This is a genomic window from Leptospira tipperaryensis (assembly GCF_001729245.1).
In the GTDB taxonomy this organism is placed as follows: Bacteria; Spirochaetota; Leptospiria; order Leptospirales; family Leptospiraceae; genus Leptospira; species Leptospira tipperaryensis.
On record NZ_CP015218.1, the window covers coordinates 255,661 to 274,256 of the forward strand.

Sequence of the window (18,596 nt, forward strand, 5' to 3'; positions counted from 1 at the left end):
AAGGAATAGGAAAGCTTATTTTTGCATCCGTTTTCGTACAATCTCTGTTAGCTTTTCTCTTTCCAACCAAAGAAGGACGAAACACGCCGCGGCGCTTGTCAGCGCGAGGAGGAATAAAAAACCCCCGTCGTTTTCTTGTTCGATTCCGATTACAAAAAGATGGGAAAGAATGGCTCCCGACATGAGCCCCGCTCCGAGTAGCGATCCGGACCATCCAAGACCCGGAATAAAAAGCAAAACCGAAGCAAACAATTCCAGAACACCGGTTCCAATTCTTCCCCAAGGTTCCGTTCCTAATTTTGAAAAGATAGCCACCGATTCGGGAGCTCCGGTAAATTTGAAAAATAAAGTCTGAAGAAAGATCAGAGCGACGAGAATTCTTAAGCTAACAAGGATTAGATTCTTTTTCGAAAGATTGGATGCTGACAAGAAGATACTCCTAGGATTCTTCCATGTTCTTCGTTTTTGATTCGAAAGGGTTACACGGTTCCAGACGATTTTATAAGAATCAGGAAACAAAAAGCCCGCTAAAAATCCTTTTGAAATCCAAGCGGGCTATCTTAGTCGAAACACTTTGCTCCTTTCTAAAAAGACGAGCGTTTGTCAAAAAGAGAAAGGTTCGTTTCTATTTGTACATTTCTTCGATTTCTTTTTTGTACTTATCGGCCACAACGTTTCGTTTTATTTTCATGGTTTGAGTCAGTTCGTCTCCGGGTTCGAATTTCTTATCAAGAATTCGAAAGCTCGATACTTTTTCGAAATTCTTAAACCCGTTATCGTTGGATATCAGGGATTTGATTTCGTTTTTAAAAAGACTAAGAACGTCCTGATCTCCGTTTAAATTCTTCACTTCGCTTAACATTTTAGAGCGAAGTTCTTTCAGATATTTTTCGAGAGCCTCTTCGTTGGGTACGATCAAGGCGCCTAACGTTTTTTGGTCGTGCCCGACCACCATCGCCTGATGAATAAACTGACTTCTTACAAGAGCGAATTCGATCGGTTCCGGCTCCAGATTTTCCCCGCCTAAAAGTACGATCGTATCTTTGGCCCTTCCTGAATATTTTAATTCTCCCGAAGTGGTCCAAGCCAAAAGATCTCCGGAGTTCAACCATCCGTCCGAACTCAAAATATCCTTTGTTTTTTCAGGTTCTTTGTAGTAACCTTTCATGACGTGATCGCCCTTGTGCCAGGCGATCCCTTTGACTCCGGGTTTCGTGATTTCTTTTCCCTTCTCGTCCATGAGTTTGATCTGAACTCCGGGAATACAACGTCCCAAGGTTCCTACGGAAATTTCTCCGAAAATTCTTCTCGTAGAAATTCCGGATAATTCCGTCATTCCGTATCCTTCTAAAATCGGAATTCCAATCGCGTTAAAAAACAAATCGATATATTGTGGAAGCGCTCCGGCTCCGGAAAGTGCGAATCTCAATTCTCCACCCAATCCGTCTTTGATTTTGTTAAACGCAAGTTGTGCGATCTGGTTCGGCAACCAGAGAAGCAGAACCACCCACAAGGAAATAAATTTTTGCCATAGAGAGGCGAACGTGGATTGTTCCGTTAGATGAAATTCCAACCCTTGAAGTCTGGAAATATGTTTGTAGTAGGTGACTGCAATTTCTTTGAACAACCCGAATAACGCCTGTTGTGCGGGAGAAGAAGATCGAGCCTTGTCGTGAATTTTATTGTAAAGACTTTCCCAGACTCTCGGAACCGAAAGAAGAAGGGTCGGTTTAATTTCAGCAAGATCTTGACTAAGAGTCGATATCGAAGTAAAGGCTTCGGCTCCGCCTGCGCGGATACAAACCGTTTCCACGAGTCTTTCGGCGATATGCCAAGGAGGAAGATACGCCATACTTCTGTCCGTAGGATAGATCTTGAGATCGGTTCCTTCCAAAGCGCTATCCACGTTAAAAACGATATTCTTATGAGTGAGCATCACACCCTTCGGTTTGCCCGTGGTGCCGGAAGTGTAGACGATCGTCGCAAGATCTTCTTCTCTGATCGCGGATCCTCTTTTGTGAAACTCGTCTCTTCCCTTGGATTGAATCCAATCTTTTCCTTTTTGAATCAAGTCGCTTAACAAAATGACTTCAAAAGGATTTGTGTCGGCGATCCCGCCTTTTTTATCGAAAAGAATGATTTTTTTCAGATGAGGAAACGCTTCCTTCTGATTGAGAATTTTTTTCAGAGCTGTTTCGTTTTCTAAAAACGCGATCGAACATTCAGCGTGGTTTAGAATATAACGCAAATCTTCTTCCGTAGAATCCGTTCCTCGGGGAACATCGACGCAACCTACGTTGGTGATTCCCATACTACACCAGATCCAACGAGCTCCCGAATCCGCGATCAGACCGATCGGAGTTCCGGGTTCAAGGCCAAGGGAAATCAAACCGGAGCCGATTTGTTGAACGGTCTCATAGAGATTTTTAAAACTGTTGGGTTGGTAATTTTTACCGTCGGGTTTGTAGTATTGCGCCGTAGAATCTGCAAACTTCTCCGCAGAAGCTTTCATAACATTGTATAAGGTTTTGGATTGGATTGGGGGAATCTGACTGGTTTTCATAGCAGGGGAGAATTGTAAGAGATCCTACCTTTTCAGTCGAGAAAAAATTTGATCGACAAACAAATTCTTCCTTTTCCATCTCAAAACCTGGAACTATAAATAACGATCGATATAAATAGTCTTTCCGCAAGGTTTCTCTCGATTTCGTGAAACCTTTCTCCGTTGGAGTTCCTACACTAGCCCGGTATTACAAAACAACTTACGAGGTCAGTGTTGAATATGATTTCTGCCGGAAGCTTTCGCACCATAGAGATTCTTATCCGCAACCCCGATCAGATCTTGAACGGACTGAATCGTGGTTTCCGCGTTGCAAGCGATTCCAATGGAAACGGTGATCTTTGAAAATTGACTTTTGAGATGAACGATCTCTAAAGCTTCCACCTTCTCAAGAATGTTCAAAGCTACTACAACGGCGCCTTCGATCGGAGTATCGGGAAGGATCACCGCAAATTCTTCTCCTCCGTATCGAGTTACCATGTCGTTCGCGCGTCTAAGGCTCGCTCGAATTTCTCTCGCGACTGAGATTAAAGCACGATCTCCTTCGACGTGTCCGTAAGTATCGTTGTACTGTTTGAAAAAATCCACGTCGATCATAAGTAAGGAAAGAGAGGAATGGTGTCTGGCCGATCTGCTCCAAGCCAATCGAATCTGTTCGTCGAAATATCTCCGGTTAAAAATTCTAGTGAGTGGATCGAGATAAGAAAGCTCTTCCATCTTTCCGGCGTATTCTTCTATCTCTTCTTTTTCTCTACGAATCGTCCGCATTCTTTCGGACAACGCAAGGGATAAGAATAAAACGCTGAGTATGATTCCGGTTTGTAAAAAGGGAATCGCCGGTCCTTCTTTTAAGAAGAATCCAAATCGACTGAGCGCAAAGATAATTCCGCCCGAAAGAGTAAAAAACCAAGCCGTTAAAAATATGACCGCCTTTCTATCTCCTCTCAACGCTTTAAAGAATGAAATCAAAAAGATCACGGTCATCTGGAGCAATGGAAATAGGGAAGTAAACGGTATCAGATAACGTCCCGGAAGAAGAGGAATCAAAAATCCAAGAACAAACGCCGACCAGAGTGAAACTTTTAAGAACAAATTCAGAATCGAAGAATTCTTTTTTGTTTCCAGATAGGAAGAAAGAAACAGTGCCATAAAAATCATCATCAGAGTGATCGATTCGAGATGAAGCTGATTTATAAAAGTCGGTTGGTTCTGAAAAAACCATTCGAACGCGTAACCCGGCAGAATAATCTGGTATAAAAGGACGGAGAGAATTAGAAATGAATAATATAATAAATATCTTTCTCTAATTCCAAAGTATAAGAATAGATTAAAAAAGGCCATCACTGCAAGAGCGCCGAAAAAAGCTGCGTCTTTTGCGAGGTCGTATTCAGTTTCCTTAATTCTCGCCTTGTTTTCATACAAGGTCATTGAAAGACTCAGCGCTCCTTCGGTCAAAATCCGAACTACAATTCTAGTTCTTCCTTTTTTTTCCAAAGGAATCGGAAACAGGAACAATCGATTCTCGATCGGTCTGGATAAAAACGGAAGCGTATCTCCCGTATTAAATTCTCCCTTCGATCCGTCCGGTCCCAGGTAATACAAATCGATTTGATCCAAGTGCGGATAATGAAATGCAAGAGTGAATTCTTTCGAAACGGTTTCGGGGGTTTCGATCTCAAAAACCAGCCAGTAGGGAACCGGGTCATAGCCGAATCCGAGCGTCGTATTTTTCACTTCTTGAATCGGAATCTTTTGAAGTTCGGAAAAAAAGTTCTCCGCCTTATAGCTGTAATTCGGGTCCCTTACATAGTATACGGATTTTAAAAGGGAGGCCTTGGTCGAAAATGTGGGTTGGATGACCAGCGCGGGTTCGATCCCGAAGACCGACTGCGAAAAAAATAAAAATCCAAATAAAAGAATTCCGAGCTTCGCCCGCGCGACAGACTCCGGATAAAATTTCAAACTTAGAATCGTTTTCGTTTTGTCTCTACTTTTCAGGGTTCGGTCCTTCATAGAAATGATCAGATGTGATAGACGATAGAATCTACAATTTCACTCAAAAACTTATAACAGATTTATCGTGATTTTCGTGCACAATAATTTTTTTCCAACTTTACCCTAAAATCGAAGTAAGGCGACGAACCTCTTGAGAAGGAAAGCATTATTTCCCCAAAATAAAAACAAGAAAACGGATTTGCGGGTTCTATAAAATTCGCTGTACTGGAAGATTATTTCGTGACTGAAAGATAAGGTACTTTTCAGAATGGAGAAGAACATACTTAAAAAAAGGATACTCTAAAGTGGATACAGATCCGATCAATCCAAACGAATCCGAGAAAAATGCCATTCTTCAAAAGGCCAAAAAATGGTTCGGATTTCTTATCGAATTCAGTCATATTCTTTACTTAGGTATCAGAGCCAAGTTAGCTCTCTTTACCGGCGCCCTCATCGCGCTCACGGTCTTTATTCTTTCAACGATCGACGTAAATCAACAAACCGAAATTCTCACCCAAAGTTATGAAAAGGAAGCCGCGATTTCCAGGCATTATATTTCCGGTCTCGTCTTAGAGTTGGAGAATATTTCAAGCAGCTTGATCCGTGTGGAATCCTTTCGAGAAAGGGTGAAAAGACAGAGCCAGGCTCTGAGAAAATATCGGACCAAGGTCGTGACCCAAGAAGAAAAACAGGTCAGTCTTTTCGGATTCAAGACAAAACTTTTCGGAGTTCTCGGGAAGGAAAAAAAATCTTCGATCAAAGACACTTACTATTCGGTTTATCTTTCCAAAGACGATATCGCCGAACTGGAAAAGAACACAAAGTATCTTTTAAAAGATCCGAACGGTCTTGGAATTTCGGACTCGATGTATTCTAAACTTCTCAACATGGCGCAACAAGTCGCGGTGCTCGAAGCGGATCTCAACGAACAAAAATCTAAATGGGACGAACTAGGGACTCAAGAAGGAACGACTGAAAAAGACAAATTACCCATCGAACAAAAGATGGAACTCTTAAAAACCGGAATCGAAAAGGCAAGAAATCAACTCGATCATTCCATCTTAGAACTCGCTCTTCCAAAACAACACAGAAAGATTGAGGAGCTGGGACTCAACATGTCTCAGTATAGAATCCAGACGTTCCCTGTGCTTTCCAATCAGTGGAAGGAAAATCTAATTCCTTCTTTTGATACGAGGATTTTCAAACCGGACGGACCTATCAACGGAAACGAAGTTCTTCCTGTGGTCAACGTAAACCTGAAAGATTCGATCACCCGAGTTCTTTCGCTGGATTTTAATTTGGAAACCGACGAGAACGCTTACACGATCGGAAACATGGAATTGCAGACGTTGTATTCTCCGATCTTTCGAAATCAGAGTTCGACCGAAAGAGCAAATCGAATCCGTGAAAAACTTCCCGACTTCGCGAAACGTTATCTGCAACAGGACGCTGAGATTACAAAACGAGTTTCCGATCTTGTAGGACCTTTGAAAAAAAGAATTTCCGAACTCAAAGAGAAAAAGCCTCCGATTCCTCCTTTTAAGGACAAAAGTTTTAGTAATCTTTATTCCCAGTATTCCAAACTGATCAAAGAAAGGGACACCGAGTTTGAAAAATTTAGAAACGAGTTTTCGGAAGATAAGAAGAATCAGGAAGCGATCGCACAAAAGATAAAACCGGGTAAAACAAAATCCCCCAAAGAAAAATTATCCTTTCCGATTCAAAGCGACGCGGATCTTCTCATCGACGCGTTAGGCGAAATCCGTAACGCAGGTTTGGAAGACCTGATCACCTTGAAATTCAGTCAAAATTCAGGGGCTTATCTGGATTATCTAAGAGACCCGAAAGTGCAAATTCTTTCCAAAGAAAGATGGTCCGCGATCCGAGAATGGATCTATTCGGGTAAGAGTGAAACTCCGACTCCTCAATTGAAAAAATTAATTTCCGACGGAATCATCGCAAACTCAAGAGGAGAAGCAGAAGAAATTCTCTGGAGCCTGGATTCCAAACCGCTTCTTTCCGAAACCGGAGACGAAGTGAGTTCCAATCTTCTTTCCGCAAACCTTTCCGGAATTTCAAGAACTCTCGTGGATCGAACCGAAGGTCTGGAAATGGTTCGTAAAAACAGAAACTCCGCGATTGCGACCGCGATGCTTATCTGCGCGATCGCGATTCTTCTTGCGATTTTGATTTCCGGTTTTGTCGTCCAGAAGATCAAACGGATCATCTTTCACGCTCAGGAAGTCGGACACGGCAACCTGGAAGTACAATTCGAACAAGGCGGTCAGGACGAATTGGGAACTCTTACCGTAGCTCTCAACTCGATGGTTTCCGGTTTGAGAGAAAGAGAAAAGATTAAGAATATTTTGGGAACGATGATCGATCCCGTGGTCGTAAGCGAGGCGATGGTGGATCTCGCAGCGTTAAAACGAGGGAGTGAAAAAAGAATCACGGCGTTTTTCTCCGACGTAGCAGGTTTTTCTAATATTAGTGAAAAGTTAACTTCTGTCGAATTAGCGTCCTTGTTAAACGAATATCTTTCCGCAATGACGATCGTCCTCAAAAAACACGAGGGCGTTCTCGACAAATACATCGGGGACGCGATCGTTGGAATTTTTAACGCTCCCGTAGAAGTGGAGAATCATTGTCTAAAGGCGGCTCGTGCTTCCGTAGAAATGGTAGAGAAGCTGGATCTTTTGCGACAAGACTGGAAGGCGCGCAAAGCGTATATCCAAGAAGCCCAAGAGATGCAATTTCGAATCGGACTCAACACAGGACTTGCAAAAGTAGGCTTTATGGGAACCGATTCCATTTCGGCTTATACGATGATGGGCGATACTGTCAATCTCGCCGCGAGACTCGAGGCCGCGGGAAAAGACTACGGGGTCAGCATCCTAATCGGAGAATCGGTGCAACACGAGATCAAGGACGAATTCTTTACGAGACTTTTGGACGTGGTTCGGGTCAAAGGAAAGAACGAACCCGTGAAACTATACGAACTCGTGGGAAAACACGACAAAGTATCCGAACAAATCGAAGCCTCCGCTCTGGAATTTGCAAAAGGTTTTGAAGCTTATCTCAACCGGGAATGGTCTCTCGCTCAGGAGCTCTTAGAAAGTTCTCAGATCACGAGAGGGGCAAAGGACAAAGCCGCCATAAATCTGATCGAACGTTGTGAAGACTACAAACTCAACCCTCCCGAAAAAACCTGGGACGGGGTTTATACAAGAACTCACAAATGAAAAAGAACATCGGCGGCCAAGAAAAAAAGGCCGCTGAAGAATATCCAAAAAATGGAATATTCTTTTTTGAGTTTGAGAAAGAGAAGGCTAAAGACGGTCCAAACCAAAGGAAACCAACGAATAACGAGTAGGAAATTTTTAAATTCGAAACGTTCCGCACTTCCCTGTAAAAGAATCGACTTCGCAAAATAAATTCCTAAATAGAGAATCACTCCGCAGACGCAGGCTGTGACGTAACTCAACGAAAACTTCAAAAGCGGGGACTCTTTTGTTTTTTCGACAAGGCTCGCGCCGCCCAAGATAAAGATAAAAGAAGGTAAGAACGTATAATACGTCGTTAAGAATAACCCAAACAAACCTGCGACGAGGTTTCCATACTGATGAGCTCCCGCTAAAAATCCAATGAACGTCAAGACCATTACGAGAGGGCCCGGAGTGCTTTCTCCAAAAGAAAGACCGTCTAACATCTCTTTGTTGGAAATCCAGCCTGCCTTTACAACCGCAAAGCCCGCCACGGTGGGAAGAATCGCGTAAGCGCCTCCGAAGGTAAGAAGCGCGGTCTTCGTAAAAAATAAAATCAATTCTTCCCAGAAACGAAATTCAGATTTAAGAAAGAGTAAAATTCCAAGGATCGGCAAAACCCAGAGGATCAAACCGGCGCTTCCGACTTTACTGATCTGTTTTAGAATTTCCGAAAATTGTTCTCTCTTTCGGTCCAGCTTGGATTGCAGATCGATCCTCCCGGAAGCAGAATTCAAAGCCGGAGTTTGTAAAGAAGCGTGTAAATTATTTCCATAAACAAAAAAAGAAAGAAGCCCGAATGTCAGAGAAAACAAAAGAAGATACGGATAAGGAATCGAAAAGAACAACATCCCGAGAACCGTAATCAAAAAACAAAATCTCTGACCGTTTGACTTTAAGTTTTTTACTACCAAATTGGAAAATGCAAGAAGGATGATCGCAAGAACCGCGGGTTTGACTCCGTTTAAAAACGAAATCACATAGGAAACTTCTCCATAATAAAAATAGAATATCCCAATTCCGGAAAATATCAGAACCGAAGGAAGAATAAAAAACAGACCCGCCAGAATTCCTCCAAGAGTTCCGTGGAGGATCCAGCCCAAATATGTGGCGAGCTGTTGCGCCTCGGGTCCGGGAAGAAGCATACAATAGCTGAGGGCGTGAGAAAATCGTTCTTCAGAAATCCACTTTTTCTCTTCTACCAGAGTTTTGTGCATTAGGCTGATCTGCCCGGCAGGCCCGCCAAAGCTCAGCCAACCCAGTTGAAACCAAAAACGAAACGCTTCTCCGAGAGAAGGGATCAAGAAGAAAGTCTCCCGATTCGAAAGAAGAGGGGCCATTCTACCGTCTTTGTTTTTGCACTTCCCCAGGCGGTTTTCAGATCGGATTCGATCAAAAGTACGGGATCACTTTCATTTTTTTGAATATACTTTTGAACACTGGACCAGGTTCTTAAATAACCGAGGACTTGATCCGCGGTCCATTCTTCTTTCATACTATATTCGGGAGGAAAGATTTCTTCGAAGGGAAAAGAGATCGTTTTGTACTTTTCTTCCACGTATTTTCTTTCGGGAGGCCAGTAGGAACCTACGATTTCACCGTAGAGTTTATCTACGAGGGAATCGATTTCCGGATTGATTCGATGTAGACCGTAACCCCAGAGCGCGAGAATCCCGTTTTTCTTTCCCACGCGCTGCGCTTCCTTAAAAAAATGCTCGAAGTCGAACCAGTGAAAAGCCTGCGCCACCGTGATCAAATCTACTTCAGAATTTTCTAATGTAGATTCCTCGGCCTTTGCGACGCGGTATTCGACGCGAGGATGAGATTCTGCGTTCGCAATTTGATTCGCGCTGGGATCGGTCGCGATCACCTTGTCGAAAAATTCTGCGAGTGAAACCGCGGCTTGACCGTTTCCGGTTCCACAATCCCAAACTACGTTTCCGTTCGGGACAAGACTTTTCAGATAAGGGAAGAGTTCTCGGGGATAACCGGGTCTGAACTCGGAATAAGATGAGGAGTGGGAAGAAAAATGATCTCTGAAACTCATACTCTCAAGATTTCAGAGATCATCGGAAAGACTCAAGCCGGTTTTTAGAAAGCGCCGTCCGGATGTTTCTTAAATTCTTTTTGATTGATAAAAAGATATTGGTATTGAATCTGTTTTCCTTCCTTGGTTTTGGCTTGGATCATCAAAGGAAGGAAGGTGGATTTTTTTGCAAAGTCCGGAATTCTCACCGTATAATCGGGTGATTTGTTTTCGGCGATCACATCCTTGCTCTTGATCTTGATACTCACCGATTCGGGTTGAACTCCTTCGAGATGAATCTTAAATTCCTGACCCGTTTTCACCCAAGCGCCGTCCTCGATCGAAATGGAAATCTTTGGTGGAGGAGCCATTGTAAGAATTGCACTGAACGCGGATTGAGACTGACCCCAAGGAACCAAGGATCTATGCACGTTATAAACCGGTGTTCCCGGGACGTTCTTTCCCGGATTTACGGTGAAAGCCATACGATAACCGATCGCCTTTGCTTCTTCGATCACGCGAGGATCAAAAAGACCAAAGGGATAAGCCAGATCCACGACCTTTCTTCCGGTCTTAGCTTCTAAGATTTGTTTGGATTCAAGCAATTGTTTGCGGATCAATGTGCGGCTCATCGTTGGAAGTTTTGGATGATATAAGGTATGAGAACCCAAATCCAGAACTCCACTATCAAGCGCGGTCTTCAGTTGATCCCAGGTCATGTAGTACTTCTTACCGGAAGAAATGATCGTAGGGTAGATAAAGATCGAAGCGACAAAACCGTATTTCTTTAAAAGGGGAACCAACTGTTCGAGATGTGTTTTCGAACCGTCATCAAACGTAAGAAGAATCGGCTTCTCCGGAAAGTCCGCAGGCTTTTTACCGGAAAGATAAGCATAGAACTGATCCAAACGAATCGGTTTATAACCTGCGGCCTTGAGGAACTTAAACTGTTCTTCAAGAAGATTCGGATGAAGATTGTATCCGCCCATCGGACCACCTTCGGGCGCCAAATGATGATAACAAAGAACGGGAACTCCGCCTCCGGAAGCCAAATCAACTCCTTGCGCGGAATAGTTCGGACTGGAAGGGGTGTCGTCTTTTACGGTCGGAAGCGCATCCTCATATTTCTTCTTTTTTGATCTGGAAGTCTTGGAATTCTTCGCTTCCTTGTTGTCTTGAATCTTAGAATTTCTGGATTTTTTGCGGAGAGTTTTTTCTTCCGGTTTCGAAACACCCGCGTTTACGTCGGCTGTTTCGGCTTTTTCTTTCGGATTCTTTTTCGAAACGACTTCGGGAGAATCTTCCAAAGAAGACTGACGTTGAGAGCTGGAACGTTCGAATTCCGATTTTTGAGAAGAAGCTGATTTTCTCTTTTTTGGAGGATTGAGAAAATCGTCCACAGGAGACGCCGTTAAAAACGCGGGGATCAAAAGGGAAAGAATCCCAAGGATAGAAAGAGAGGTTTTTACTTTTTTGGAAATAAATAGTTTTGTTTGCATTCCGGAATCCGGGAAAAGAGTCTTCGGTTAGTCTTTTAAAGCCTCTTTCCCCGGCAAGCGATTCCGGAGGTTTTTAGTTGCAGAATTTCGCGAACGATTTCGCTGCTTCTCGATGACCTAAATCTTCGGCGATCCTCCAATCTCCACATGCATTTTTCTTTTCTTTGATCGCCCAGTTTGCAACCGCGCGGTTATTGATGGCATTGGAATAATTCGGTTTAAAACGAATCGCCGAAGTGAAATCTTCTATCGCACCTTGATAATCGGAAATTTTGATTTTTGCAAAACCCCGGTTGTTATAAGCAATCGCATAATCCTGTTTTTGTTCAATCGCCTGATTGTAATCCGCAATCGCAGCTTCTTCGTTTCCGGACTTACTCTTTGCAAGTCCGCGATTGTTGAAAGAAGATGGATTGTCAGGATTTGCATCCAAGTCCCTGGAATAAAACTCGATCGCAGAAGGATAATCCCCATTCTTAAATTTGGAATTTCCTTCTTGGAAAGGATTACGATTCGATTCTCGAAAGGAAACCGTTTCTTCCGTCTTCTCCTGCTCGGAAGAACAGGAAGAAAACAGAAAGAAAGTTAGACAAAACAGGGATTTCGATAAAAGTTTCGATCGAGAAACGAAAGGGTTCATGCAAAATAAGTCTCCGAAAGAAGCTTATTTCCCTTCCTTCTCCCGAATCAATCTCTTTAAGACGGATTCACTGTGCGCACAGAGTCTTAAAATTCCTGCTTTCACGGGTTTTTGTTTGTCAAGTTCCAGGAGTTGACCTGCAAATCGGAACTTGCGACGAATGTGATTCACCGCCGGGATGGAAGTCTTGAAACTTCTCGCCAACTCATGATCGGTCATACCTTTCAAGTTGAGATCAAAGAACTTCGCAAGCTTATCCTTATCCCAAACAATCTTCTGATCCGTTCGGTAATAATTGTGTTGTTCTAATCGTTTGCTGTTGCGTTCGTAAGAACCTTGATTCCTCTTCTTTCGCCAGAAGGGATGTCGGTTCCTCGCATACTTGATATCATCTATCGTATACCCGGTGGACGTAAGCCATTCCGAAGTGATACTAGATTTTTTTGGACCGGTAAGCTTTGACTTAATCGATAACTCGATGTATTGCTCCGGTGTTGATGCTGAAAGTAGTTTCCGTTTTTCTTTTTCGTAGATTTCCATATCTTTTTACGCTCATTTAATCATAATCTAGAGAGTTGGTGCTCTCCAAACTCAGGGACTATTCTTATCACAATATGGTTAACTTGAAAACATTTTTCCGAAAGAAGAAAGAAAATCTCGGATGTATTTGTAAGAAAAGAAATACATCCGATGTAATCAGAGACTTACCAGCGAAAGTTACCTTCCTTTGAAAAACCAAAACCGATCGGATCAGTTGAAACACCCGGACATACAACTGAAGCTTTACCGGAAAGACGAAAGGAAGAACTTCTTTTTGTAACCGCGTTCGCGATCGAATTGGAAACGGATTTGAGAGGGAAGCTCGTCTTGATCGTAAGAATAGATTCTTTTCCGGTGTTTACGATATTCACTGGGGAACCCGTTAAGAATTTATCGTTTTCGAGAAAGAGTTCGAAGTTGAGATCTTGAAACTTCAATTCGGAAGCCGCTTTGTTGTTAAGAACCAGATCGAATTCCGTATCGATGGAAATATCCAGAGCTTCGAGACCGGCGTTTAACGCGGAGCCGGGAGACTTTTTATTCTTAGGAGAAAGAAGAGCGTCCAAAAAGGAAACAGCCTTCTTAGCAACCTCAGCGCTGTTAGCTGATTCGGTTATCTTTGCGACGTCCGGTTTGAGGATTTTAAAGTTACGAATCTCTATATTAGGAAGAACCGCAGGTATCAATCTTTCGTCTTGAAACGGGAATTTGAGCGATTCTGTACCAGCGAGGACCCTATACTTTTCAGGAATCGGGAGACCGGCTTCCCCTTCGATACGAATGAGGAGTTCCTTTTTACCCGGCACTTTTTTATAGAGAGCTGCGAGATCGGAATACTTGAGTTTTACTTCGATCGGAAGTTGTTTTTTAGAAGAACTAGAGATCGCTTCTAAGCTCAGTTTAACCTTGCTGAACTGGGTTCCTTCGATTTTCACGTCCAGGTCGAGGCTGGAAGCGGGAAGAGAAATCGGATAAGGATTACTCACTTCTGTTTGAATGAGAAGTTTGATATCTTCGAGAGTGATTTCGGCTATTTCAATTCTTTCAAAGGAAATTTCAGGGGTTTTGATCTTACCTTTGAGCGTTTGTAATTGCGCGCAACCGGAGAGGGAAAAGAAAAGAAAGGGGAGCAGGAGAAGGGCAAATTTAGATTTCAAAAAAAATCCTCCAATTCAGTAAATACTGATTTAGAAGAATGGAATTTGATTGGAAAGAAAGATTTTAGAAAAGGGGAAGGCTTTCGTTTCAAAATGGGGCGGAAATTCAAAAGACTTCGAAGAAAACTAACGTGGCTTTGAAAAATCAGAGGTTTACGATCCGGATTTATAAGAGGAAGGAAAAAATTCTTAGGAAAATGTGAGTCAAGACTCGGATCTAAAACATAAAAAATGAATTCGATGAGTTCTTTGGGCGATTCGCTCGCGGAAATTTTTTATAAAAGAGGCTCGCGACCGCGCTTTACGCTTCAATTCCTTCCGGAGCGCATGACTTAACGTCACAAAAAGGAAAAGAAGTTCCGAAGTTCGTAAAAGTAAATCCGTGAGGCGCTCCTTGAGGAAGGAATTTCCGCTGCAATCGCTATCGCATTATAAGACAGAATGTAAGAAAGATATAAGCGAAATAAAAAGAAATCGGGAAGAATCTTCTTAAAACCGCAAAGAAGATGCAATTTTTGAATTTTAGAAAATTCTAAAACAGTTTTTGTATTTATGATTCCACAAGAACGGATTCTTCCAAACCCAAGGCCTCCAAAAATTTAGAAGGTCTTTTAGAATTGAGATTGAGGATCACCCAATCGGTGCTCGCTTTGCAAGAGAGGGCCTGATTACTCTGAGAAATGATCCTCTGTTCGAAGACCGCCCGTGTGAGAGACTTTAAAAAAAGATCCGATTCGATAAGAATCTCCTCCGGATAGGAAACTTCTCGTTTGAAATCCAGATGAACGGAAAGAATGACAGGGCCAAATCCTCGTTCTCGAAGATTCTCCATTGAAAAACCCCAATCGCGCATCGCTCTCATACGCGCTTCGTCGAGATATCCCTGGAAATTTTTGTTATTCACGTGTTGGTTGGGATCGAGTTCGTCCCAGCGGATCGTGATCTGAGTCGAATGATTCTTTCGAATGAGGAGGGTTGAGTTTTCCGTTTTCATTCTAATCTCCTGAAATTGTTTTTGGAAAGTGCGAAAGGAAATTCTCCAGATAGATTTCGTCTCCGGTTGCCTTGGAGAGAAGCATCGCTCCTCTCCAAGAGGATTCGAAGTAGTGAATCTTTTGTAGGAGCTCCTCGGATTTCGGAACTCGGAGAGAATCGAGAATCCCCTGAGAGATCTCCTCCAGAGAGGACTTTAGTTTTTCCCTAAATTTCGGCCTCGAAGAAGAGGAATACTGGGAAAGGACGTTGATGAGACAAGAGAGTCCTTCGGAGAGGAGTGTCTTCTCCATTTTCCGCTTCTTTTCGTAGAGAGAGAAAAGCGAAGAAATGCCTCTTCCGGCATCTCCTACCGCAGTTTCGTTCCAGGAGACCGCAGCTTTTGTGTAGAACTCGAGGGCTTCCAAAAGGAAGTGATCCTTTGAAGGAAAATAGTTGTAGAAGGATCCTTTAGGAATTCCCGATGCATCGGCGATTTCTTGGATTCCGACTCCGTCTGGACCGGCCTTCCTGAGAATTTCAATTCCGCTTTCGAGAATCTTTTTTCTCTTCGCTTCTACTTTCTCTGCGGAGATTTTCATGGGGTTTTTAATTTAATATGGTTGGTCGCATTAGATGTAAAGAAGAATTTGTAGGAGGTCTTACTAAAAATGGGGGCAGAGTGGGTGGAAAGAGGTTTTTTGAGTAGGAGCTCTTACAAAATACAGATTTCTAAAAAAAATCTCAAAAAATGAAGCTTCTATGCCCCCGCTTGTGCATCTCGAAGAACCGTCCCGGGTATGGGATCAAAGGAAATTACATTTCGAAAAAAGGGTTCTCCAGTTACTTTACTCATTCCAGAGAAAATTATTCGCCTGAGAAGGCTCAAAGCGGACAAACTAAATGAGGAATTGAGTTTCCTCTTAAAGAAATATCAAAATGTCGCTCTCAAGAAAAAGTTTTTGGGGAGAAGTTTTCCTGCAATTAGCTATCAAAGAAAGGGCTTAAAACTCAAAAGGATGAACTTTCGCCCAGATGAGAAGGATTGGATAGAATTAGGAGTTCTCGCCCTTGGATTGGGCGTTTCTCGTTGCCTCCTCTTTTCTATTTTGGAGGAGTGGGAATGTAATCAGGAGATTCCCCGTGAAGAAATCGGAGGAGCTCTTACAAAAATCACCCTCCTCAGAAAAATCCTCCTTACCCAAAACCAATTCCACACTCAAATTTTCCCATCCCCTTCTTAAAAAGTCTTGCAGATATCAAGATATCTTGATATCTCAGTTCTAATGGAGCTTTTAGAAGCCAAAATCTACTCAGGGAACCGACCGAGACAGATTCTCTCCGCCCTAAAAGCGCTCTCCGACGAAACGAGAGTTCGGATTCTTCATATTCTTTCTCTTTCCCCTCTGAATGTTCAAGAAGTCACCGAGGTCTTGAGAATGGGCCAGTCCAGAGTTTCCAGACATCTCAAGATTCTGACCGAGGCAGGATTTCTCATCCCGGAACGAGAAGGTTCTTGGGTTTATTACCGAATCCCCGAAGAAAAAAAGACTCCTGACTTTTCCTCGGAAATTACCGACCTTCTTCTCACTTACAAAGAAGATCTTCCTTTTCGAGACGAGGATCAAGTTCAGATTTCGGAAATTCTTTCAAGAAGAGATCAGAAAAACACATTCTATTTTAATAATGTAGCTCAGGACTGGGAATCGATCCAAAAGGACGTCTTAGATCCCGCACTCTATCGTAAAAAAATTCTTTCCTATCTTCCGGATTCTTCCTCCGTTATCTACGACTTAGGATGCGGGCCGGGAGGTCTGATTCCATATCTGCTCACAAAATCTGATCAAGTTATCGGAGTGGATTCTTCACCCAAGATGGTGGAAGAGGCTCAGGTCGCGTTTGCCGGAAATTCTCACGTATCACTGATTCATTCTCCACTGGAGAATGTGGCTTCTTCGGCGACCAAACAAGCCGACGCAGTAGTAGCGTCGATGGTCCTTCACCATCTTTCCAATCCTCCCGGAGTTATACGCGAAATTTATAAAATACTAAAGCCCGGTGGAACCTTCTGTTTGGTGGATCTGAAAAAACACAACCAAGAGTTTATGAGAGATAATTTCTCCGACCTCTGGTTGGGCTTTGACTATTCTCTTCTTCAAGACTGGCTTGAGTTCTCAGGCTTTACCGTAAAGGCACATGAAGAATTCGATACAGGAAACGTTTTCAAAATATTAATTATTCAAGCAACGAAAAAGGAGGACTAAAATGTCCGCAATTACACAGGAAAAAGGCTTAAGCTATAAAGTAAAAGACCTCTCTCTCGCAGACTGGGGAAGACAGGAAATCATCCTGGCAGAAAAAGAAATGCCGGGTCTTATGGCTTTAAGACAAGAATACAAAGGTAAAAAACCTTTGGCTGGAGCAAGAATCGCAGGTTCTCTCCACATGACGATTCAAACTGCAGTTCTGATCGAGACTCTTATCGAACTCGGAGCGGAAGTGAGATGGTCTTCTTGTAATATCTTCTCAACTCAGGATCACGCAGCGGCAGCCGTTGCAAAAGCGGGAGTTCCCGTATTTGCATGGAAAGGCGAAAGTGAAGAAGAATACTGGTGGTGTATCGAACAGACCATCTTCTTCGGAGACAAAGGGCCGAACATGATTCTTGACGACGGCGGAGATTTAACCGCTTACGTTCACGAAAAATATCCTCAATTGTTAAGCGAAATCCGCGGTATTTCCGAAGAAACAACTACGGGCGTTAAGAGTCTTTATAAACTCCTTAAAAAAGGAGAATTAAAAGTTCCTGCGTTTAACGTAAACGATTCAGTTACTAAATCCAAGTTCGACAACCTCTACGGATGCCGTGAATCTCTCGCGGACGGAATCAAAAGAGCGACTGACGTTATGCTCGCTGGAAAGATCGCTCTTGTTTGCGGTTTTGGGGACGTTGGAAAAGGTTCCGCGGCGTCTCTCCGCAACTTCGGATCACGAGTGATCGTAACCGAAATCGATCCTATCTGTGCTCTTCAAGCTTCTATGGAAGGATATCAAGTTCTTCGTGTGGAAGACATCATCGAACAAGTGGATATCGTAGTAACCGCAACCGGTAATGACGATATCATCACTCTCGAACACATGAAAGCGATGAAAGACGGAGCGATTCTTTGTAACATCGGACACTTCGACACCGAAATCCAAATGTCCAGATTGAACGGAGAAAAAGGCGTAACCAAAAAAGAAATCAAACCGCAAGTGGACAAATATACTTTTGCAGACGGTAAATCGATTATCGTTCTCGCGGAAGGACGTCTTGTAAACTTAGGTTGTGCTACCGGTCACCCATCTTTCGTAATGTCTTGTTCTTTCACGAACCAAGTATTGGCTCAGATTGAGCTCTATAACACGAAGTATGAACTGGGAGTTTACACTCTTCCAAAACATCTGGATGAAAAAGTTGCGGCTCTTCACCTGGAACAATTGGGAGTTCGTTTAACAAAATTGAATCAGAAACAAGCCGACTATTTGGGAGTTCCGGTTACTGGACCTTTCAAACCGGAGAACTATAGATACTGATCGAAACTTTTTCCGGGATCTAAGACGGTCCCGGAAAATCGGTCTTCTCGAAAAACGATGGCCTACGTTGTCACGGAACCTTGCAGAAATTGCAAATATACATACTGTGCGGCGGTTTGTCCGGTCGAAGCCTTTCGAGAAGGAACCGATTGTCTCTATATTGAACCTTCTGTCTGCATCGATTGTAACAAATGCAGACCGGAGTGTCCGGTGGAAGCGATCTATCCGGATTTCGAAGTGCCTTCGATCTGGCAGAGCTGGATTGCGGAGAATGCCCTGAAATCAAAACATTCTCCGGCGATCATAGACGTAAAAGTCCCTCTCAAAGGTCAAGGTTGTATCAACTCGGAATATTAGAATACCGTAAT

16 protein-coding genes are annotated in these 18,596 nt (G+C 43.1%); 5 read left to right on the top strand and 11 right to left on the bottom strand.

Annotated features, from left to right (window positions below):
• Positions 1-15 precede the first annotated feature (15 nt).
• The 3 genes from A0128_RS20600 to A0128_RS20610 all read right to left on the bottom strand — a co-directional run bounded on the left by A0128_RS20600 (position 16) and on the right by A0128_RS20610 (position 4,573).
• Positions 16-429, bottom strand: coding sequence for a DoxX family protein (locus A0128_RS20600; protein ID WP_069609860.1), 414 nt, complete (start codon positions 427-429; stop codon positions 16-18).
• Positions 430-625: 196 nt separating this feature from the next.
• Positions 626-2,563: a long-chain fatty acid--CoA ligase gene (locus tag A0128_RS20605; RefSeq protein WP_069609639.1), complete on the bottom strand. Its 1,938-nt coding sequence runs from the start codon at positions 2,561-2,563 to the stop codon at positions 626-628.
• Between the two features lie 207 nt (positions 2,564-2,770).
• A complete protein-coding gene (locus A0128_RS20610; protein WP_083244249.1) occupies positions 2,771-4,573 on the bottom strand; it encodes a sensor domain-containing diguanylate cyclase in 1,803 nt (600 codons plus the stop codon).
• 332 nt (positions 4,574-4,905) lie between these two features.
• Between A0128_RS20610 and A0128_RS20615 the strand changes: the two genes are divergently transcribed.
• Positions 4,906-7,797 carry an adenylate/guanylate cyclase domain-containing protein gene (locus tag A0128_RS20615; RefSeq protein WP_427854357.1) on the top strand — a complete coding sequence of 964 codons (2,892 nt, stop codon included), beginning with the start codon at positions 4,906-4,908 and terminating at the stop codon, positions 7,795-7,797.
• Here A0128_RS20615 and chrA read toward each other — a convergent pair.
• From chrA to A0128_RS20655, 8 genes are all read right to left on the bottom strand, one after another.
• On the bottom strand, positions 7,788-9,122 hold the full coding sequence (gene chrA / locus A0128_RS20620; RefSeq protein ID WP_069609861.1) for a chromate efflux transporter: 1,335 nt from the start codon (positions 9,120-9,122) through the stop codon (positions 7,788-7,790). The two genes, A0128_RS20615 and chrA, sit on opposite strands and share 10 nt — an antisense overlap.
• A complete protein-coding gene (locus tag A0128_RS20625) occupies positions 9,119-9,865 on the bottom strand; it encodes a class I SAM-dependent methyltransferase (RefSeq protein WP_069609642.1) in 747 nt (248 codons plus the stop codon). Before A0128_RS20625 ends, chrA begins: the two co-directional genes overlap by 4 nt.
• 44 nt (positions 9,866-9,909) lie before the next feature.
• On the bottom strand, positions 9,910-11,343 hold the full coding sequence (locus A0128_RS20630; RefSeq protein ID WP_069609643.1) for a polysaccharide deacetylase family protein: 1,434 nt from the start codon (positions 11,341-11,343) through the stop codon (positions 9,910-9,912).
• A gap of 73 nt (positions 11,344-11,416) precedes the next feature.
• Positions 11,417-11,983: a tetratricopeptide repeat protein gene (locus tag A0128_RS20635; protein ID WP_069609644.1), complete on the bottom strand. Its 567-nt coding sequence runs from the start codon at positions 11,981-11,983 to the stop codon at positions 11,417-11,419.
• Between the two features lie 24 nt (positions 11,984-12,007).
• A complete protein-coding gene (locus A0128_RS20640; RefSeq protein WP_069609645.1) occupies positions 12,008-12,523 on the bottom strand; it encodes an LB099 family protein in 516 nt (171 codons plus the stop codon).
• 164 nt (positions 12,524-12,687) lie between these two features.
• A complete protein-coding gene (locus A0128_RS20645) occupies positions 12,688-13,680 on the bottom strand; it encodes an LEA/WHy family protein (RefSeq protein WP_069609646.1) in 993 nt (330 codons plus the stop codon).
• A gap of 550 nt (positions 13,681-14,230) precedes the next feature.
• Positions 14,231-14,674 (bottom strand): acyl-CoA thioesterase, encoded by a 444-nt coding sequence (locus A0128_RS20650; protein WP_069609647.1) that lies wholly within the window; start codon positions 14,672-14,674, stop codon positions 14,231-14,233.
• 1 nt (position 14,675) lies between these two features.
• The gene (locus tag A0128_RS20655) at positions 14,676-15,254 is read right to left on the bottom strand and encodes a TetR/AcrR family transcriptional regulator (protein WP_069609648.1); all 579 of its coding nucleotides are present in this window, start codon (positions 15,252-15,254) and stop codon (positions 14,676-14,678) included.
• 198 nt (positions 15,255-15,452) lie between these two features.
• Here A0128_RS20655 and A0128_RS20660 point away from each other — a divergent pair, with 198 nt between their 5' ends.
• Genes A0128_RS20660 through A0128_RS20675 form a run of 4 tightly spaced genes read left to right on the top strand, consistent with a single transcriptional unit; the run spans position 15,453 to position 18,585 of the window.
• Positions 15,453-15,896 carry a DUF1564 family protein gene (locus A0128_RS20660; RefSeq protein WP_069609649.1) on the top strand — a complete coding sequence of 148 codons (444 nt, stop codon included), beginning with the start codon at positions 15,453-15,455 and terminating at the stop codon, positions 15,894-15,896.
• A gap of 42 nt (positions 15,897-15,938) precedes the next feature.
• Positions 15,939-16,916, top strand: a complete 978-nt coding sequence (locus A0128_RS20665) for an ArsR/SmtB family transcription factor (RefSeq protein ID WP_069609650.1) — start codon at positions 15,939-15,941, stop codon at positions 16,914-16,916.
• Between the two features lies 1 nt (position 16,917).
• Positions 16,918-18,228 (top strand): adenosylhomocysteinase, encoded by a 1,311-nt coding sequence (gene ahcY, locus A0128_RS20670; RefSeq protein WP_069609651.1) that lies wholly within the window; start codon positions 16,918-16,920, stop codon positions 18,226-18,228.
• Between the two features lie 57 nt (positions 18,229-18,285).
• The gene (locus A0128_RS20675; protein WP_069609652.1) at positions 18,286-18,585 is read left to right on the top strand and encodes a ferredoxin family protein; all 300 of its coding nucleotides are present in this window, start codon (positions 18,286-18,288) and stop codon (positions 18,583-18,585) included.
• Positions 18,586-18,596 lie beyond the last annotated feature (11 nt).